The sequence below is a fragment of the Blautia parvula genome (assembly GCF_020215665.1).
Taxonomy (GTDB): Bacteria; Bacillota; Clostridia; order Lachnospirales; family Lachnospiraceae; genus Blautia; species Blautia celeris.
The window spans coordinates 2490173-2505994 of record NZ_CP084061.1 but is presented as its reverse complement, the minus strand read 5'-3'; the positions used below and the strand labels follow the sequence as shown (position 1 = coordinate 2505994).

16 protein-coding genes and 2 pseudogenes are annotated in these 15822 nt (G+C 49.7%); 10 read left to right on the top strand and 8 right to left on the bottom strand.

The genetic code is table 11. The annotated features are described in order from the left end of the window. Nucleotides 1-100: 100 nt before the first annotated feature. From LC508_RS11705 to LC508_RS11685, 5 genes are all read left to right on the top strand, one after another. Nucleotides 101-502 carry an SCP2 sterol-binding domain-containing protein gene (locus LC508_RS11705; protein WP_118594020.1) on the top strand — a complete coding sequence of 134 codons (402 nt, stop codon included), beginning with the start codon at nucleotides 101-103 and terminating at the stop codon, nucleotides 500-502. Between the two features lie 69 nt (nucleotides 503-571). Further along, entirely contained in the window at nucleotides 572-1591 is a 1020-nt protein-coding gene (locus LC508_RS11700; protein ID WP_103732047.1) for an alpha/beta hydrolase, read from the top strand. Nucleotides 1592-1611: 20 nt separating this feature from the next. Further along, nucleotides 1612-3012, top strand: coding sequence for a condensation domain-containing protein (locus LC508_RS11695; RefSeq protein WP_103732048.1), 1401 nt, complete (start codon nucleotides 1612-1614; stop codon nucleotides 3010-3012). A 22-nt stretch (nucleotides 3013-3034) separates the two neighbouring features. Further along, a complete protein-coding gene (locus LC508_RS11690) occupies nucleotides 3035-3262 on the top strand; it encodes an acyl carrier protein (protein WP_033141307.1) in 228 nt (75 codons plus the stop codon). Between the two features lie 15 nt (nucleotides 3263-3277). After that, complete coding sequence (locus LC508_RS11685) at nucleotides 3278-4792, top strand: AMP-dependent synthetase/ligase (RefSeq protein WP_054351838.1); 1515 nt, start codon at nucleotides 3278-3280, stop codon at nucleotides 4790-4792. A 34-nt stretch (nucleotides 4793-4826) separates the two neighbouring features. Here LC508_RS11685 and LC508_RS11680 read toward each other — a convergent pair whose 3' ends face one another. Further along, the gene (locus tag LC508_RS11680) at nucleotides 4827-5684 is read right to left on the bottom strand and encodes an AraC family transcriptional regulator (RefSeq protein WP_054351839.1); all 858 of its coding nucleotides are present in this window, start codon (nucleotides 5682-5684) and stop codon (nucleotides 4827-4829) included. A 140-nt stretch (nucleotides 5685-5824) separates the two neighbouring features. Here LC508_RS11680 and LC508_RS11675 point away from each other — a divergent pair, with 140 nt between their 5' ends. From LC508_RS11675 to LC508_RS11660, 4 genes are all read left to right on the top strand, one after another. Then, on the top strand, nucleotides 5825-7618 hold the full coding sequence (locus LC508_RS11675; RefSeq protein ID WP_103732049.1) for an L-fucose isomerase: 1794 nt from the start codon (nucleotides 5825-5827) through the stop codon (nucleotides 7616-7618). Between the two features lie 14 nt (nucleotides 7619-7632). Further along, nucleotides 7633-9129, top strand: coding sequence for a rhamnulokinase (locus LC508_RS11670; RefSeq protein ID WP_103732052.1), 1497 nt, complete (start codon nucleotides 7633-7635; stop codon nucleotides 9127-9129). Nucleotides 9130-9150: 21 nt separating this feature from the next. Further along, nucleotides 9151-9846 carry a class II aldolase/adducin family protein gene (locus LC508_RS11665; RefSeq protein ID WP_054351840.1) on the top strand — a complete coding sequence of 232 codons (696 nt, stop codon included), beginning with the start codon at nucleotides 9151-9153 and terminating at the stop codon, nucleotides 9844-9846. A 120-nt stretch (nucleotides 9847-9966) separates the two neighbouring features. Beyond that, a complete protein-coding gene (locus LC508_RS11660; RefSeq protein ID WP_103732050.1) occupies nucleotides 9967-10401 on the top strand; it encodes an RbsD/FucU family protein in 435 nt (144 codons plus the stop codon). A gap of 387 nt (nucleotides 10402-10788) precedes the next feature. Here the strand turns inward: LC508_RS11660 and LC508_RS11655 are convergent, their stop codons facing one another. From LC508_RS11655 to LC508_RS28580, 4 genes and pseudogenes are all read right to left on the bottom strand, one after another. Beyond that, nucleotides 10789-11265 carry an SAM-dependent methyltransferase gene (locus LC508_RS11655; RefSeq protein ID WP_054351841.1) on the bottom strand — a complete coding sequence of 159 codons (477 nt, stop codon included), beginning with the start codon at nucleotides 11263-11265 and terminating at the stop codon, nucleotides 10789-10791. A gap of 97 nt (nucleotides 11266-11362) precedes the next feature. Further along, nucleotides 11363-12178, bottom strand: coding sequence for a MerR family transcriptional regulator (locus LC508_RS11650; protein WP_103732051.1), 816 nt, complete (start codon nucleotides 12176-12178; stop codon nucleotides 11363-11365). A gap of 15 nt (nucleotides 12179-12193) precedes the next feature. Beyond that, nucleotides 12194-13000, bottom strand: a complete 807-nt coding sequence (locus tag LC508_RS11645; protein WP_054351842.1) for an MBL fold metallo-hydrolase — start codon at nucleotides 12998-13000, stop codon at nucleotides 12194-12196. Nucleotides 13001-13039: 39 nt separating this feature from the next. Then, nucleotides 13040-13222: pseudogene (locus LC508_RS28580) on the bottom strand (DUF6783 domain-containing protein). Here LC508_RS28580 and LC508_RS28575 point away from each other — a divergent pair. After that, a pseudogene (locus LC508_RS28575) lies at nucleotides 13160-13297 on the top strand (DUF6783 domain-containing protein); the annotation flags it as partial. The pseudogenes LC508_RS28580 and LC508_RS28575 sit on opposite strands and share 63 nt — an antisense overlap. On the opposite strand, the gene LC508_RS11640 reads toward LC508_RS28575, so the two are convergent. Genes LC508_RS11640 through LC508_RS11630 form a run of 3 tightly spaced genes read right to left on the bottom strand, consistent with a single transcriptional unit; the run spans nucleotide 13240 to nucleotide 15593 of the window. After that, nucleotides 13240-14394 (bottom strand): ABC transporter permease, encoded by a 1155-nt coding sequence (locus LC508_RS11640; RefSeq protein WP_054351843.1) that lies wholly within the window; start codon nucleotides 14392-14394, stop codon nucleotides 13240-13242. The pseudogene LC508_RS28575 and the gene LC508_RS11640 sit on opposite strands and share 58 nt — an antisense overlap. Before the next feature lie 4 nt (nucleotides 14395-14398). Continuing rightward, nucleotides 14399-15091 carry an ABC transporter ATP-binding protein gene (locus LC508_RS11635; protein ID WP_033141296.1) on the bottom strand — a complete coding sequence of 231 codons (693 nt, stop codon included), beginning with the start codon at nucleotides 15089-15091 and terminating at the stop codon, nucleotides 14399-14401. Beyond that, entirely contained in the window at nucleotides 15075-15593 is a 519-nt protein-coding gene (locus tag LC508_RS11630) for a TetR-like C-terminal domain-containing protein (protein ID WP_225305369.1), read from the bottom strand. Before LC508_RS11630 ends, LC508_RS11635 begins: the two co-directional genes overlap by 17 nt. Nucleotides 15594-15822: the final 229 nt, after the last annotated feature.

Sequence of the window (15822 nt, the reverse complement as noted above, 5' to 3'; positions counted from 1 at the left end):
AATGTAAACTTGACTATCGGTCGAAAAAGTGGTATCTTGTTTACAACCTAAATTCGACCGGTGGTCGAAAAATGGCGAAATATGTTTGGAGGAAAAATAAATGACGTATCAGGAATTAGTGAGTGAGATCAGAGACCTTTTTATGCAGGCGGATGTAAGCGGGATCAAGGAGCACATTGCCTATCAGTTTAATATCAGGGGAGAGGCCGAGGGAGCCTTTTACGCGGAAGTATCAGAGGGGAAGCTGTACATAGAGCCATATGAATATTTCGACAGGGATGTGCTGTTTACAACCACAGCCGAGACACTTCTGGGCATTGCAGGGGGCACCATGGATGCTGTCGCGGCATTCACACAGGGAAAACTGCAGGTGGAAGGCAGCTTTGACAAAGCACTGATGCTTCAGAGTTTCTCCAAGCAGGCCGGAAAAGAAAAAAAGAAACAGGTAAAGACAGAAGATAAGACACCTAAGAGGACAGTCAGAAAAATTCTGAAAAAATAAACACATTCCGGGAACTGAGAGTGATGCACCGCGGATGCGCAGGCAGCCGCGGAGACGGGAGGAGTATCTATGAACGGATGGAGCTTGTTACTGGGAGCAGGGGCGCTGGCTGCTGCGGGGGAATACGGAATTGCGTCTTATTTTTTCAGGCGCACCATGCTCCGGCAGAAGGCGGAGACCAAAAGGACCATGGATATGGCAGGGACAAACTGGGATCTGTATATGCCGAAGATCAAGAAGATGAAAGCGTGGATGATGGAGCAGGAACGGGAGGATGTGTACATCACGTCCGGCGATGGGCTGAAGCTCCACGGGACATATTTTCCGGGGCAGGGAGGCAAAAAGCTGGTGATCTGTTTTCACGGTTATACCAGCAGAGGAATGAGTGATTACATTGGACTATCCAATTATTATCTGCCGAAAGGATTTAAGATGCTTCTGGTGGATGAGCGGGCACACGGGGACAGCGAAGGCACATACATCGGATTTGGCTGCCTGGACAGGGAGGATGCGCTTCTCTGGATCGAGTATGCGGCAAAGCGTTTTGGCAGCGGCTGTGAGATCTGGCTTCACGGCACCTCCATGGGGGCCTCCACGGTTCTCATGGCAAGCGGACTAAAACTTTCGCCGCAGGTGAAGGGAATCGTCTCGGACTGCGCCTTTACCACCGCCTGGGACGTGTTTGCCCATGTGCTGAAGGACCAGTACCATCTGCCCTCCTATCCCATTCTTAAGATATCGGACCGCATGTGCAGGGAAAAGGCGGGATATGGGCTGAAGCAGTGCAGTGCGGCTCTGGAAGTGAAGAAGGCAAAGGTTCCCATCCTTTTTATCCACGGGGATGCGGACACCTTTGTTCCCTGCAGTATGTGCTTTGAGATATATGAAAACTGCGCATCTAAGAAGAACATGCTCATAGTACACGGAGCGGGCCATGTGGAAGCTTTTTACAAAGAGCAGGTGCTGTATGAACAGAAGCTGACGGAATTTCTGGAGACGGCAGGGGAGGCCTGGGCGCCTGCGGGAAAGAGCATTTATGTATCAGATGTAACCGGAGAGGGAAACAGCGGGGAATCCGTTCCCGTTTGAAAATGAGAGGAGTTTAACATATGAAAGAGAAGTTTGGCAAACCACTGTATCCGCTGACCGCAGCACAGAAGCTGCACTTTTTCTATCAGAAATACTGTCCGAAAAAGCAGGTGCTCAATATCGGCACCAGCCTGACCATTCAGCAGAGCCTGGATTTTGGCGCGCTGAAGGAGGCTGTCTATAAGGCATACGCCAGATGTGAGTCCATGCGCCTTCGTTTTACACAGGACGAGGACGGCAGCGTGTATCAGTACATTGCTGACAGGGAGGAGAGGGAGATTGAGTTCTTTGATTTTACCGGATGGCAGGAGTGCCATGCTGTGGATAAGATGAAGGAATGGACCTCCATTCCCTTTGAACGGTTCGATTCCCCCTTAAACCGGGTAGTCATGATCATTACGCCGGATGGTTTTCAGGGCATCTACCTGCTGGTGGACCACATGACCATGGATGCCCAGTCTCTGATCCTGTTTCTCAAGGATGTGATAGAGATCTATGCCAACATGAAATATGAGGGCATGGAATATCCAAAGGAGATGAAATCCTACATAGCGCAGCTTGAAAAGGACCTGGAGTATGAGGCGGATTCCAAGGCAAAGAAACGGGACACAGAGTTCTTTGAGAAGATGATCTCCTCCTCAGAACCTGTCTTCAACAGCATTTTCGGTCCCGGCAAGCTGGAAGCTGAGCGGGAAAAAGAGAAGAATCCCGAGTTAAGGGCAGTCACCAACGTCTCGGACAATGTGGATGCCAATATTATCACCTTCCAGTTAGAGGCAGATCCATCCAGGAGGCTGATGCAGTTCTGCGAGGCACACCATATTTCCATGGTGTGCCTGCTGATGATGGGGCTCCGCACGTATCTGCAGAAGGTGAACGGCAACGATGATGTCTCCATCAACACCACAGTTGCCAGAAGAGCCACTTTGGCTGAAAAGAAATGCGGCGGCACCAGGATTCACTGTTTTCCTTTCCGCACAGTGGTGGAGAAAAAGGATACGTTTATGGAAGGCCTGAAAAAGATCTGGGATGGGCAGAACCAGATTTTCCGCCATGCAAACTATGACCCGACGGCCTATTATGCATACAGGAACAAATATTATAAATTAAAGTCAGGGCAGACGTATGAGCCTCTGAGCCTGACCTACCAGCCTCTGACACTTCAGGGAAAAGGGCTGGAGCGTCTGCAGAACATTCAATATAAATCTGCATGGTACAGTAACGGCGCGGCAGCCCATGCCCTTTATCTGACGGTTATGCACAGAGCAGAGGACAATGGCATGAACTTTAATTTTGAACACCAGACCGGAGTGGTGCATTTTGAGGACCTGCAGTATCTGTATTACTATCTGTGCCGGATCATCTTCAAAGGCGTGGAGAATCCGGACATGACAGTGGGAGAGATTATCGAATCTGTATAATATTTTTGGGAGGAAATGAGAAATGTTAGAAAAATTAAAAGACATGATCTGTGAATATGTGGAAGTGGATAAAAATGCGGTTACGGAGAATTCCAGGTTCGTGGAGGACCTTGGTTTCACCTCCTATGATTTTATGAGTATGGTAGGGGAGTTGGAGGATGAATTTGACATTGAGGTGGAGGAGCGCCAGGTTGCGGAGATCAGAACCGTAGGCGAAGCGGTACACTACATCGAGAGTCTTCAGGACTAGAGCAGGAGGGGAAATATGAGCAGTCAGATCAACACCATGAAGGATATTATCGGCTATGCAGCCAAGACCTACGGGGAAAATCCGGCCATCCGTTATAAAGTGAGAAAAGAAGTGGTAACAAAGACGTATCTGGACTTAAAAAGGGACAGTGAGGCCTTCAGCAGAGCCCTGGAGGGCATGGGAATGCTGGGAAAACACGTGGCGGTCATCGGGCCGACTACATATGAGTGGATCATTTCTTATTTCGGAGCGGCGGACAGCGGATGCGTGATTGTGCCCCTGGATGCTCAGCTTCCGGCAGCGGATGTGTGCGAGCTTTTGAACAGGGCTGATATCAGTGTACTCGTCTATGATGAACTGCGCAGGGATGTGGTGGAACTGGCAGGGGAGAAATGTCCGGAGATCAAGTGCATGGTTTCCATGCAGGCAAAAGAGGATACCGAACAGGCAAAATCCCTGGATGTCCTTCTGAAAAACCATGCAGGGAGCTTTTCCTGTGAACTGGACCCGGACAAACTGTGTGCCATCTTATTTACCTCAGGCACAACAGGCAAAAGCAAGGGGGTAATGCTCACACACCGCAATCTGGCTGACAATGCATCCTGCCTGGATATGAAGATACCTGCAGGTACGGTATCCATGACCCTGCTTCCCATCCATCATGCCTACTGCTTTACCATGGATATCCTGAAAGGAATCTACATCGGCATGGTCATCTGCATCAATGACTCTATCATGCATGTGTCAAAAAATATGAAGCTGTTCAAGCCGGAGATCGTGCTTTTAGTCCCCATGGTCATTGAATCCATATACAAGAAACTGAAGGAATCCACAGGTATCCTGCCGAAAAAAATGGTGGCAAAGGCTGCTTTCGGCGGCAGTTTAAAGACCATCTGCAGCGGCGGGGCCTATCTTCCCCCAGAAATGGTGGGAGCGTTTGCTGAGTACGGCATCACCATTCTTCAGGGGTACGGCATGACAGAATGTTCCCCTGTCATCAGCACCAATCTGGAATGGGATTCCAAAGAGGGGTCTGTGGGAAAACTCCTTCCAAACTGTGAGGCCAAGGTTGTGGATGAGGAAATCTGGGTACGGGGTTCCAGCGTCATGATGGGATATTACAAGATGCCTGAGGAGACAGAAAAAGCTTTGGAGGACGGCTGGCTGAAAACAGGGGATCTGGGCTATGTGGATGAGGATGATTTTGTGTTCATCACAGGGCGGAAGAAGAACCTGATCATCCTGAAAAACGGAGAAAATGTATCCCCGGAGGAATTGGAAAATGAGATCAGCAGATCTCCTCTGGTAAAAGAGGTCATTGTCAGGGAGACAGAATCCGTCATTGAAGCTGAGATATTCCCGGACTATGAATATGCCTCTAAAAAGAGGATCAGGGATGTCAGGGAAAAGCTTCAGGAAGTGATCGACAACTTTAACAAAGGCCTTCCTCCCTATAAAAAGATTCACGGCCTGAAGATCAGGGAGGAAGAATTTGAAAAGACGCCTTCCAAGAAAATAAAGAGATATTAAGCGGACTTTCTGTTACTGTGCACGCAGTGAACAGTTACGACTTTTCCAGGCGCTGCATATACTGTCTGGGTGTCACATTTTTGTATTTTTTAAAGGCCCTGACAAAATAGCTGCTGTCATTGAATCCGCACCGGTAGGCAGCCTCCGTAACAGAAATGTCCTCTGCGGCCATGAGATAACAGGCCCGCTCAATGCGGTAATAATTCAGATAATCAATAGGTGTCCTGTGGATGACTGCACGGAAGAAGCGGCAGAAATATTTGGAGGACATGCCGGCCAGCCTGGACAGGTCCTCCAGGGTTATGGGGCTTTGATAATTCAGCTCTATATATTCCAGCACAGGTTTTAGCTGCTTTAGTTTTCCCTGTGTATGGTCGCCGGAGGCGCAGGGCGTGTAATATTCCCTGTCAAAAATCATACCATATAGTTCAAAAAGTGCTCCGAGGGAAGTCATTTCCCATCCGGGGCTTTTTTTGCGCAGGGAACCATACAGGGTTTCCGCGCGGGTTAGGATCTCCGGCTGCTTTTGGGTAAAGCGCATGAGAATCTGGATCTGGCGGCGCTGAATTCGATAGAGATAGCGGCGGATGGCGTGTGTGTGCATGAGCAGAGGCTTTGGGTCAAAAACGGCGCATTCATAGATGCAGTTTTCCGGCTCTCCGCCGTGGATGACGCCTTCCCCGATATAGATCAGTTCTCCTGCACTCACCACATACTCCCGGTCATCCAGACTGAGCCGGAGCTGTCCCTCCACGACCCGGAGCAGTTCTGTCTCCTTGTGCCAGTGAAAGGGCATGTGGTAACGCGGATGATGCTCATCCACATAATAATAGGCAAGGGGAAAATCCGCCGTGCCGTGGGCCTGTTTTTCGTTGTAATCCAGATAGTGCATAGCTGCCTCCTGACTATTTGTAAAAAGGTGAATATTGTCCTGTTTTTTGCCATTATATCACAGGAAATATGTTTGAAACAAGATTAGGATGGGAATATAAGAAAACTGTTAAAAACTTTAAATGTATGGAGGTACGAAAAATGGCAGAGAGCAGATTGATCGGAACATATCCTGTGATCGGGATCAGACCCACGATTGACGGAAGAAGAGGATACCTGAAGGTAAGGGAATCCCTGGAAGAACAGACCATGAATATGGCAAGATCCGCAGCGCGTCTTTTTGAGGAGAACCTGAAATACTCAAACGGCGAGCCGGTCAAGGTAGTCCTTGCGGACACCACCATAGGACGTGTGGCGGAGGCAGCGGCCTGCGCGGACAAATTCAGAAGAGAGGGCGTGGATATTACCCTGACTGTGACACCGTGCTGGTGCTATGGGGCAGAGACCATGGATATGGACCCCCAGACCATAAAAGCAGTCTGGGGATTTAACGGAACAGAGCGCCCGGGTGCCGTATATCTGGCAAGTGTGCTGGCAACCCATGCACAGAAGGGACTTCCCGCTTTTGGAATCTACGGCCATGATGTACAGGCAGCGGATGCCACGGAAATCCCCAATGATGTCAGGGAAAAACTGCTGCGGTTCGGACGTGCGGCAGTAGCGGCAGCATCCATGAGAGGCAAATCCTATCTGCAGATCGGTTCTGTGACCATGGGAATCGGCGGTTCCATCATTGACCCGGATTTCATTGAATCCTATCTGGGAATGCGGGTGGAATCGGTAGATGAAGTGGAGCTGATCCGCCGCATGACAGAGGGCATCTATGATGAGGAAGAGTTTAAAAAAGCGCTCTCATGGACAAAGGAACATTGCATAGAGGGATTTGACAAGAATCCGGAGGCGGTGCAGAAGACAAGAGAGCAGAAGGACGCAGACTGGGAATTCGTTGTGAAGATGATGTGCATCATTAAAGATCTGATGAACGGAAATGCAAACCTTCCGGAGGGATGCGAGGAAGAAAAAGTGGGACACAATGCCCTGGCAGCAGGTTTCCAGGGACAGAGACAGTGGACAGACTTTTATCCCAATGCAGACTTTGCAGAAGCCATGTTAAATACATCCTTTGACTGGAACGGAGCCAGAGAGCCGTATATCCTGGCCACAGAGAACGATGTGCTCAACGGCCTTGGCATGATGTTCATGAAGCTGCTCACCAACCGGGCGCAGATTTTTGCGGATGTGCGTACATACTGGAGCCCGGAGGCTGTGAAAGAAGCTACCGGCTATACTCTGGAGGGCAAAGCAGCACAGGCCGGCGGTTTCATTCATCTGATCAACTCCGGCGCAGCCTGTCTGGATGCCTGCGGGGAGGCAAAGGATGAAAACGGAAACAGTGTGATCAAACCATGGTTTGACGTGACCGAGGAGGACCAGGATGCCATTATGAAGGCAACTACCTGGAATGCCGCGGATTTCGGATATTTCCGGGGAGGCGGTTATTCATCCAGATTCCTGACAGATGCGGAGATGCCTGTGACTATGATCCGTCTGAATCTGGTCAAGGGGCTGGGACCGGTGCTGCAGATTGCAGAGGGCTGGACCATCAAGCTTCCGGCTGAGGTGTCAGACACGATCTGGAAACGCACGGACTACACCTGGCCGTGTACATGGTTTGCTCCGAGAGTGAGCGGTGAGGGCGCCTTTAAGACCGCGTATGATGTGATGAACAACTGGGGAGCCAACCACGGCGCCATCAGCTATGGCCACATCGGTGCAGATCTGATCACTCTGTGTTCCATGTTGAGAATCCCTGTTGCCATGCACAACGTACCGGAGGAAAAAATCTTCCGTCCCGCTGCATGGAACGCGTTTGGTATGGACAAAGAAGGACAGGACTACAGGGCATGTGCAGCTTACGGTCCGCTATATAAATAGGAAGGAAGATGGAAATGCTGGGAAAACAGATGCTGGCAGCAGATTACGGAGCCTCCGGCGGCAGAGTGATGCTGGGCAGCTTTGACGGTGAAAAAATCTCTCTTGGGGAGATGCACCGTTTTGCCAATGAGCCTGTGATCTTAAACGGAAAAGACAGAAGTACCATGTACTGGGATTTCCTACGATTGTTTCATGAGCTTAAGACCGGAATCACAAGGGCAGGGATCATGCAGGGCAGGTCAGGGGCGGATATCAGCAGCATCGGCGTGGACACCTGGGGTGTGGATTACGGACTGCTTGGCAGAGACGGTATGCTTTTATCAAGCCCGGTCCACTACCGGGATTCCAGAACAGAGGGAATGCTGAAAAAGGCTTTCTCACGCATGGACAGGGAAAGACTCTATGAGATCACAGGCAGCCAGTTCATGGAGATCAATACGGCATTTCAGCTTATGGCAGAGCAGGAATACAGAGAAGAGCTTTTGGAGCAGGCAGAGAGTATGCTTTTAATGCCGGATCTGTTCTCCTATTTTCTGTCAGGGGAAATGGGAAGTGAGTATACCATTGCGTCAACCACCCAGATGCTGGATGCTGTCAAAAAGGACTGGTCCGGGGAGGTGCTGGAAGGTCTGGGACTTCCTTCCCGGATATTAAAACCCGTGCTCATGCCGGGAACACGGCTGGGAAGTCTGAGAGATGAAATATGCCGGGAGCTGGGCATTGGTCCTATGGATGTCATAGCAGTGGCAGGACATGATACGCAGAGTGCCATGGCAGCTGTGCCGGCAGAAACGGATGATTTTCTGTTCTTAAGCTGCGGTACCTGGTCGCTGTTTGGAACAGAGCTTGACGTGCCTCAGATTGACGGGAGATCATTTGCCTGCAATATGACAAATGAAGGCGGATGCGGCGGCAAGACATCTTTCTTGAAAAACATCATCGGTCTCTGGCTGATCCAGGAGAGCAGAAGACAGTGGATGCGCGAGGGCTGCGAGTACAGTTTCGGGCATCTGGAATCCATGGCCCGAGACGCGGCGCCCTTTGTCTCCTTTATAGACCCGGACGCGCCGGAGTTCGTGCCTTCGGGAAATATCCCGCGCCGTATCCGGGAATTCTGCAGACGTACAGGGCAGAAGGTTCCGGAGCGTGTGGGTGAGGTGGTGCGCTGCATTGACGAAAGTCTCGCTCTGAAATACAGGATGGTGCTGGATGAAATCTGCGCGTGTACGGGCAGGTCATATCAGGCGGTCCATCTGGTTGGCGGCGGGGCCCAGAGTGCCCTTCTGTGCCAGATGACCGCAAATGCCTGCGGCATTCCCGTGATCGCAGGGCCTGTGGAGGCAACTGTCTACGGAAACCTGGCCATGCAGCTTGTGGCGGCAGGGGAAGTAAAGGATTTGAAAGAGGTTCGCAGCATCATCCGGAATTCAGAAAATATGAAAGTGTATGAGCCGCAGGATGCAGAGCTGTGGCAGGAAGCTTACGGACAGTACAGAGCATTTGTCCGGTGACACAAATATGGAGGAAATGAAATGGAATTAAGTTATATGGAGCTCAGGGAACAGATTTGCGATGTGTGCCATAAAATGTGGCAGAAGGGCTGGGTGGCAGCAAACGACGGAAATGTTTCCGTGAAACTGGAGGACGGGACATTTCTGGCAACCCCCACGGGAATGAGCAAAAGCTTTATCACCCCGGAAAAGCTGGTGCACATTGACGGAGACGGAAATATTCTGGAAGCAGAGGAAGGGTGCCGCCCTTCTTCAGAGATCAAGATGCATCTGCGCTGCTATCAGGAACGGGAGGATGTGGGGGCTGTCCTCCATGCACATCCGCCGGTGGCCACAGGATTTGCAGTGGCAAATAAGCCTCTGGATGAGTATTCCATGATAGAGACCGTGATTGCTCTTGGCTCTGTGCCGGTGACTCCATATGGGACACCCTCCACTTACGAGGTGCCGGAGGCTATTGCTCCTTATCTGGGAGAGCACGACGCTGTGCTTCTGCAGAACCATGGGGCTTTGACGGTTGGAGCGAATGTGATCACCGCGTATTACCGGATGGAGACCCTGGAGCTTTTCGCGCAGATCAGTCTGAATGCCCACCTGCTCGGCGGGGCAAAGGAAATTTCCCGGGAAAATATCGACAGGCTGATTTCCATGCGGAAGGGATACGGTGTGACGGGAAGGCATCCCGGATATAAGAAGTATTCCGAAGAGGACAGATAGGCCGGTAAACAGCGGTTAGAGGCGCGCCTCATATGGTGCCGGGAATTATGCCGGGAGCAGATGGGGCGTGTTTTGTTTTGGGCAGTGAAAAATATATGTGAAGGATAAAAGGTGAATGAGATGTTAAAAGGAATTCCGAAAATTATATCGCCGGAGCTTTTGAAAGTGCTGGCGGAGATGGGGCACAGTGACAGGATCGTGATCGCAGACGGGAATTTTCCTGCGGAGAGTATGGGAAAGGACTGTATCGTTATAAGAATGGACGGACACGGAGTGCCGGAGGTGCTGGACGCAGTGCTCAGTCTGATCCCGCTTGACGGGTATGTGGAGCATCCAATGAGTCTTATGGAGGTTATGCCCGGAGATGATGCCAAGACGCCTATCTGGGATACTTACAGGGAAATCGTGAGGAAGTATGAAGAACGGGGGGACAAAGTGATCCGGAATGTGGAAAGGTTTGCTTTCTATGAGGAAGCCAGGAAGGCGTATGCGATCGTGGCGACAGGGGAAGGGGCGGTCTACGCCAATGTGATGCTGCAAAAGGGAGTAATCTAGGATTTGGGCCGACAATATGTGATGATTGCTTATTGAGAATGTGCAAAAAGTATGCTATACTTTGAAAATGGAACAACCGTGTTGCAGGGTGGCGTTGGCCTTCATTCTACATAGAATGGAGGTGATGTCTATGAAACATTTCGACTTTAAAGACCTAATGGCCTTTGGAATGTTTATTTTAGCGTTGCTGACATTCATTTATTTGATTTGTCACTAACTTAAAATAGAAAAACCACCCGAAAACTTGACCAGTCACAGGGTGGTTTTTCTATCCATTTTTTACAGGCCAACCCAACTTGTGGGCGGTTGTTCCTTTTCATATCTATATCATAGCAGATTTCATCAATTTATTCAAGAATATTTTCCAAACTACATTATAACTTTTGTTTAAAAATTGAACTGGTCTTCCCAGGGGAAGTCAGCGGATTCCTCCTGGCTTATGGGCCAGTGGCTGCACCAGGCGGGGACGGCTGGGGATTCTATGCGGTCCATGCTGGGGGTGTAGGGCTTGATATCCAGGACAGGGGTGTTGTCGTTGGCATCCATGTAAGCAATATGGATGACACCGTTTTCGTAGTCAATGTATGTGACAGGCGCTGTCGTGAGGGCTATGGGGTTTGGACGGATGGGGGACCTTGTGGCGAAGATGCCCATGACGGCAGGGGCATTTTTGTAGGGCTGTTCTGTTTCCAGTACGGCCCGGGCCTCTTTGGTGTCAAAGTCGCTGAACCACCAGAGTACCTGTAGGTGGCTGAAGCCGTCTAAGGCCTGCAGAGCCGGGATGTATTCCGGGCTGAGGGTTATAAACATGTCCTCTCCGTTGTTGTGGATGGTTCCGATGGGATGTAACTGGTATGTTGTCATAATGTGTTCCTCCATATAATTTATTTGTAAGGTCAATGTAGACCCTGACACGGTGTGAGAGTCAAGCTGCTTTTTATATGGAGGCCGGAATGATTGTTCAGGCACTCTCTAAGGGTATCTGTATCTCTGTCAGATAGTTTTTGGGATCCTCTTCGTTCCATGGGCCGCGGTGGACAATCTGTCTGCTTTGCCCTGCCATTTGGAAGCGGACGTTTTTCTGCAGCCAGTCCGCAAAGGAGAGGTAGGCGCCGGCGATGTTGGAAAACGGGCCGTAAACCATTGTACACGCCATGGAAGGGACTGGTTCTGTAAGGCGGAAAACGAAATCTTCCGTACTTTTGCCGGGCTTTTTTACCGGTGCACATATTTCCACGTCCACGTCGGTCTCTTTGTATTCCCTGTCGTGGTAAATGGAAAAGGTGTCAGAGGAAACCTGTATCCGGTTTTTCTGTGCGAAGCGGGACATTTCCTTCCACAGAAGGCCCTCGGCATAGTAATCCGGCAGAACTCGTCTGAGGGAGAGGACCTGGCAGGCGGGGATGGATTTTATGAAGACCTGATACTGCATTTCATTTTTTCCGTGCAGGATATCTTTTTTGATCAGTTCGATCTTTTGAAGTTTGTCCTGTTCTGACTGAATGGTTTCCCGGATTTCCCTGTATTTCCGATCCAGTTGTTCCAGGAGGGAAGTCTCATTTTCTGCTGCAAGAGCAGCGGCGATCTCCGAGACCTGGAAACCGCTGTCGCGCAGATAAATGATCTTATTCAGGGTGGGAATCTGGTCGGCAGAGTACATACGGTAGCCGGTCCAGGGGTCTGTGCTGGTCGGTTTCAGAAGGCCGGCTTCGTCGTAATAGCGCAGCATCCGGATGGATACCTGCGTCAGTTTTGAAAATTCTCCTATTTTAAACATTTTTTCACCTGTTGTCTACAATTCTATGGTAAGGCCCACGCCGACCTCTTCGATGTCCATATATTTCAGCATTTCGGCTTTAGCCTTAAGGGAAACACAGTGGCAGGGATACAGGATATCCGGGGACAGAGCCTTCAGATATTCAATGGTACGGGCAAGCCGTGTGTCTGTATCAAAGAGATGGAATCCGCCTATGATGCCTGCAACCCTCTGTTCCCGGCAGACACTGCGCGCATAGTCCGTGATATTGCAGATTCCGCTGTGGGAGCAGCCGGTGACGATGAAAAGCCCTTTGTCTGTCCTGCATACCAAGGCGGAATCATCCGGGCAGAGATCCTCTGTTTTCTGACCGTTTGTTGTGGCTGTACCGATGGGGCTGCGTTTTTCAAAGTCATGCAGATCGGGGATCCGGCCGAGAAAAAGGCAGTTTTCGGAGAGAAAAACAGGTGATTCGGCAGGCTCAAATCGGAAGTTTTCAGTGATCTCTTCCAAAGAATAGGGGGAGCCTATGTATTCATTTTCGTAGTATTTTGGTTGGAAACACAGGGGATGTGCGATAAGCCGGATATCCGGCAGATCATAGTGATGCCGCAGATATTTTAATCCTCTGCTGTGGTCATTGTGGCCGTGGGAGAGAACAATATGCGTGAGGGAATCTAAGTCAATGCCCATGGAGCACGCATTTTTAATAAAGATATCCGAATACCCGGTGTCAAAGAGAATTTTTATATCATCGGTTTCGATGTAGTAGCTGACTGCCGGTTCCCCTGCATAATATTGGTCGATATACGTGTTGTTGTCCACTAGAACGGTTAATTTCATATGAAACCTCCTGGTTTACTTTTGTATATCATACGCATTTTATGAAAAGTATGCAAGGGAAAATGCAGCAGTGAGAAGAATGGTCAGTCTAGAGCCTGTTTGAAAATTCATTCCGACAATCTGCACGCCCCACTTTGCGGGATATTTGCCCCCAATTCAGTCAGCGTAGCCCGCTACGCCTCCTTCATCGGGGTCAAATCTCCCACAAACTGTGACGCACAGCTTGCCGAAAGCAATTTTCAAACACGCTCTAGCATGATTTCCTTTAAAGAAATGTTTTTGATCCGCACAGAATAACAAAGCATCATACACTCATATACCACAGCAAAGGAGAGCAGAGTGATAAAAAGCGCCTGCCAGTTAAAGGTGTAATCGGGAACTTCAGGCACATCCTTAAAAATAATGGAAACCATGCCTTTCACCAGCCCGTACTGATACGCGGTGCCGATGGCAAATCCTGTGTAAGCCACAGGTCTGTACCCGTCCAGAATGGCTTTTCTGCAGTCTTTCTGCGAATACCCAAATACCCGCATCATGGCAATGGTCTTGGTATTGGAGTCAACAACGGTTGTGACAGACAGAAGAAGTGTGGTAAAAGAAAGTACAATCCCGATCACAAATATGATCGCCGTGAACATAGGACTTGCCAGTTCATCCATACCGAAAGTCATCTGCATCATAGAAGAATAACAAAAAGAAGCAAATCCAATGAAAAACACAAGTGAGATCCGGCTTCTGGCCGTGCTCTGCCTTAAATCCTGCAGAAAGGAAAGATTCTTTCTGCCGCTTTTTTTCTGTCGTCTTATCTTGAAGATCCCGCCCTGTTTCCCGCTGAGAAGTGTCAGCACAGGGCTTCCCAGCTTTCGGCATCCGTAAAGGACAGCGAGAGCGGAAAAGGATGCAGCAGGAATCAGAACCAGGCAGACAAGCAGTGAGAAATGAAACTGTACGGCAATATCCGGCAGGATATTCTCTTCATTCATCACCCTGTAAAATCTGGGCATCAAGAGAAAAGCTCCCCCGAATCCAACACCGGTTCCAACCAGCACACTGAACCCAAACACCCAGAACCCGCGCGCGATCTTAAAATCAGAATACCCCAGAGCTTTTAAAATCCCCAGTTCTTTTCTGTGACTGTCAATATAATGCTTAATATAAAAGAACAGCATGATCACAGAGGTGAGCAGAAGGCACCCTCCGCTCACGTAGCTTATCATTTTGCCGGAGGAGACCTGAGCCTCATAAAACACAGTGACAGGCCCGGGCGCAATCTCATCCCGTATCCCTGCCATATCCATATTAAAGTTCAAAAACAGGGTACAGACAAACACTGCACAGCAGGATATAATAAAAATTCCGGTAAATTTAGCGGCATCCTTGAGTTCCACTACCATACCATCACCATCCTATCTCATAAGCTGTTTTCTGTGTGTCATTTCTGTACAGATCCCTGATCTTACCGCTGTTCATAAGAATGACCTTGTGGGCCATCTGCGCAATATTCTGATTATGCGTAACCATCACAACCGTAAAATGATACATTTTCTGCAGCCTGCAGATATAGTCAAGCACCAGTCTTCCGGTAGCCTCATCAAGAGCGCCTGTCGGCTCATCCAGAAACAGCACCCTGGGCTTTTTCGCCAGTGCCCTTGCCACGGAGACACGCTGCTGTTCCCCGCCGCTCAGCTCCCCGGGCAGCTTTTCCAGCTTATCCCCAAGCCCCACAGCTTCGATCACCTCCCGGTAATCCTTATTACCGGACAGGTCTGCCCCCATTTTCACATTCTTATCCACATTCATATGAGGCAGCAGGTAATACTGCTGGAAAATAAACCCCACCTGTTCCCTCCGAAACCGTGTCAGTTCACTTTCACTGAGCCCGGTGATCTTTTTCTCCTCATAATAGACATCCCCCTGATCCGGCGTCTCCAATCCCGACAAAACATTCAGCAGCGTAGACTTCCCGGACCCGGAAGCCCCTAAAATAACGGCAAACTCCCCGTCCTCAATATCCAGGGAAATCCCCCGAAGCACCGGAAACGGATTATCGGCACTCCCATAAGACTTAAAAAGATCACAAGCTCTGATCATGCCGTTCACCTGCCTTTATATTTTTCAATACTCCTGTAAAAACCTCAGTCATCATTTCCTCAGTCTCCTTCTCCTCAAAACTGCACACATTGGTAGCGCAGAGAGCAGCGATCCCATGAGTATAGACCCACAAATGCCGGTACAAAGTCCACGCATCCTCATCACTCAGTCCATACTGCTCCCGAACCGACTGCAGAATCTCCTCATGGTTATCATCAATAGCGAAGAGCACATCCTTCACATCAGGCATTTCCTCCCTCTCCGTCATAAACAAAAGCCGAAAAAGCTGAGGTTCCCTTTGTGCAAACCGGATATACTCCATCCCCACACTCCGGAAAGCCATATCCTGCTTAAGCCCCCGCTTCACACTCCTGTTATAAACCTCCCTGGCAGCCTTCACAATCTCCGCCTGCACCTCTTCCATACTTTGAAACACCGTAAACACCGGCCTTGCAGAACTCCCCAGCTCCGCCCCCAATTCCCTGGCCGTAACACCCCCCATCCCCCGTCTCCGAACAATCCTCAACCCCGCATCCACAATCTCTTCCCTCGTAAACTTAGCCCTAGGCGGCATCCCAAACCCCTCCATTCTCATAATATACACATAGATATTCAGCAAAATATAATTTAAATCATCTGATTTAAAACATACGATTTAAAACACTTGTTTCCATAATACCACATCCACCCCAAATGTCAATCCGCAAATCCTCAATTAATCTAAAAACTGC

What these genes read in the sequence shown, in the direction of transcription:
- LC508_RS11705 (WP_118594020.1), top strand. Translation starts at nt 101, where the DNA reads ATGACGTATCAGGAATTAGTGAGTGAGATCAGAGACCTTTTTATGCAG.
- LC508_RS11700 (WP_103732047.1), top strand. Translation starts at nt 572, where the DNA reads ATGAACGGATGGAGCTTGTTACTGGGAGCAGGGGCGCTGGCTGCTGCG.
- LC508_RS11695 (WP_103732048.1), top strand. Translation starts at nt 1,612, where the DNA reads ATGAAAGAGAAGTTTGGCAAACCACTGTATCCGCTGACCGCAGCACAG.
- LC508_RS11690 (WP_033141307.1), top strand. Translation starts at nt 3,035, where the DNA reads ATGTTAGAAAAATTAAAAGACATGATCTGTGAATATGTGGAAGTGGAT.
- LC508_RS11685 (WP_054351838.1), top strand. Translation starts at nt 3,278, where the DNA reads ATGAGCAGTCAGATCAACACCATGAAGGATATTATCGGCTATGCAGCC.
- LC508_RS11680 (WP_054351839.1), bottom strand. Translation starts at nt 5,684, where the DNA reads ATGCACTATCTGGATTACAACGAAAAACAGGCCCACGGCACGGCGGAT.
- LC508_RS11675 (WP_103732049.1), top strand. Translation starts at nt 5,825, where the DNA reads ATGGCAGAGAGCAGATTGATCGGAACATATCCTGTGATCGGGATCAGA.
- LC508_RS11670 (WP_103732052.1), top strand. Translation starts at nt 7,633, where the DNA reads ATGCTGGGAAAACAGATGCTGGCAGCAGATTACGGAGCCTCCGGCGGC.
- LC508_RS11665 (WP_054351840.1), top strand. Translation starts at nt 9,151, where the DNA reads ATGGAATTAAGTTATATGGAGCTCAGGGAACAGATTTGCGATGTGTGC.
- LC508_RS11660 (WP_103732050.1), top strand. Translation starts at nt 9,967, where the DNA reads ATGTTAAAAGGAATTCCGAAAATTATATCGCCGGAGCTTTTGAAAGTG.
- LC508_RS11655 (WP_054351841.1), bottom strand. Translation starts at nt 11,265, where the DNA reads ATGACAACATACCAGTTACATCCCATCGGAACCATCCACAACAACGGA.
- LC508_RS11650 (WP_103732051.1), bottom strand. Translation starts at nt 12,178, where the DNA reads ATGTTTAAAATAGGAGAATTTTCAAAACTGACGCAGGTATCCATCCGG.
- LC508_RS11645 (WP_054351842.1), bottom strand. Translation starts at nt 13,000, where the DNA reads ATGAAATTAACCGTTCTAGTGGACAACAACACGTATATCGACCAATAT.
- LC508_RS11640 (WP_054351843.1), bottom strand. Translation starts at nt 14,394, where the DNA reads ATGGTAGTGGAACTCAAGGATGCCGCTAAATTTACCGGAATTTTTATT.
- LC508_RS11635 (WP_033141296.1), bottom strand. Translation starts at nt 15,091, where the DNA reads ATGATCAGAGCTTGTGATCTTTTTAAGTCTTATGGGAGTGCCGATAAT.
- LC508_RS11630 (WP_225305369.1), bottom strand. Translation starts at nt 15,593, where the DNA reads ATGGGGGGTGTTACGGCCAGGGAATTGGGGGCGGAGCTGGGGAGTTCT.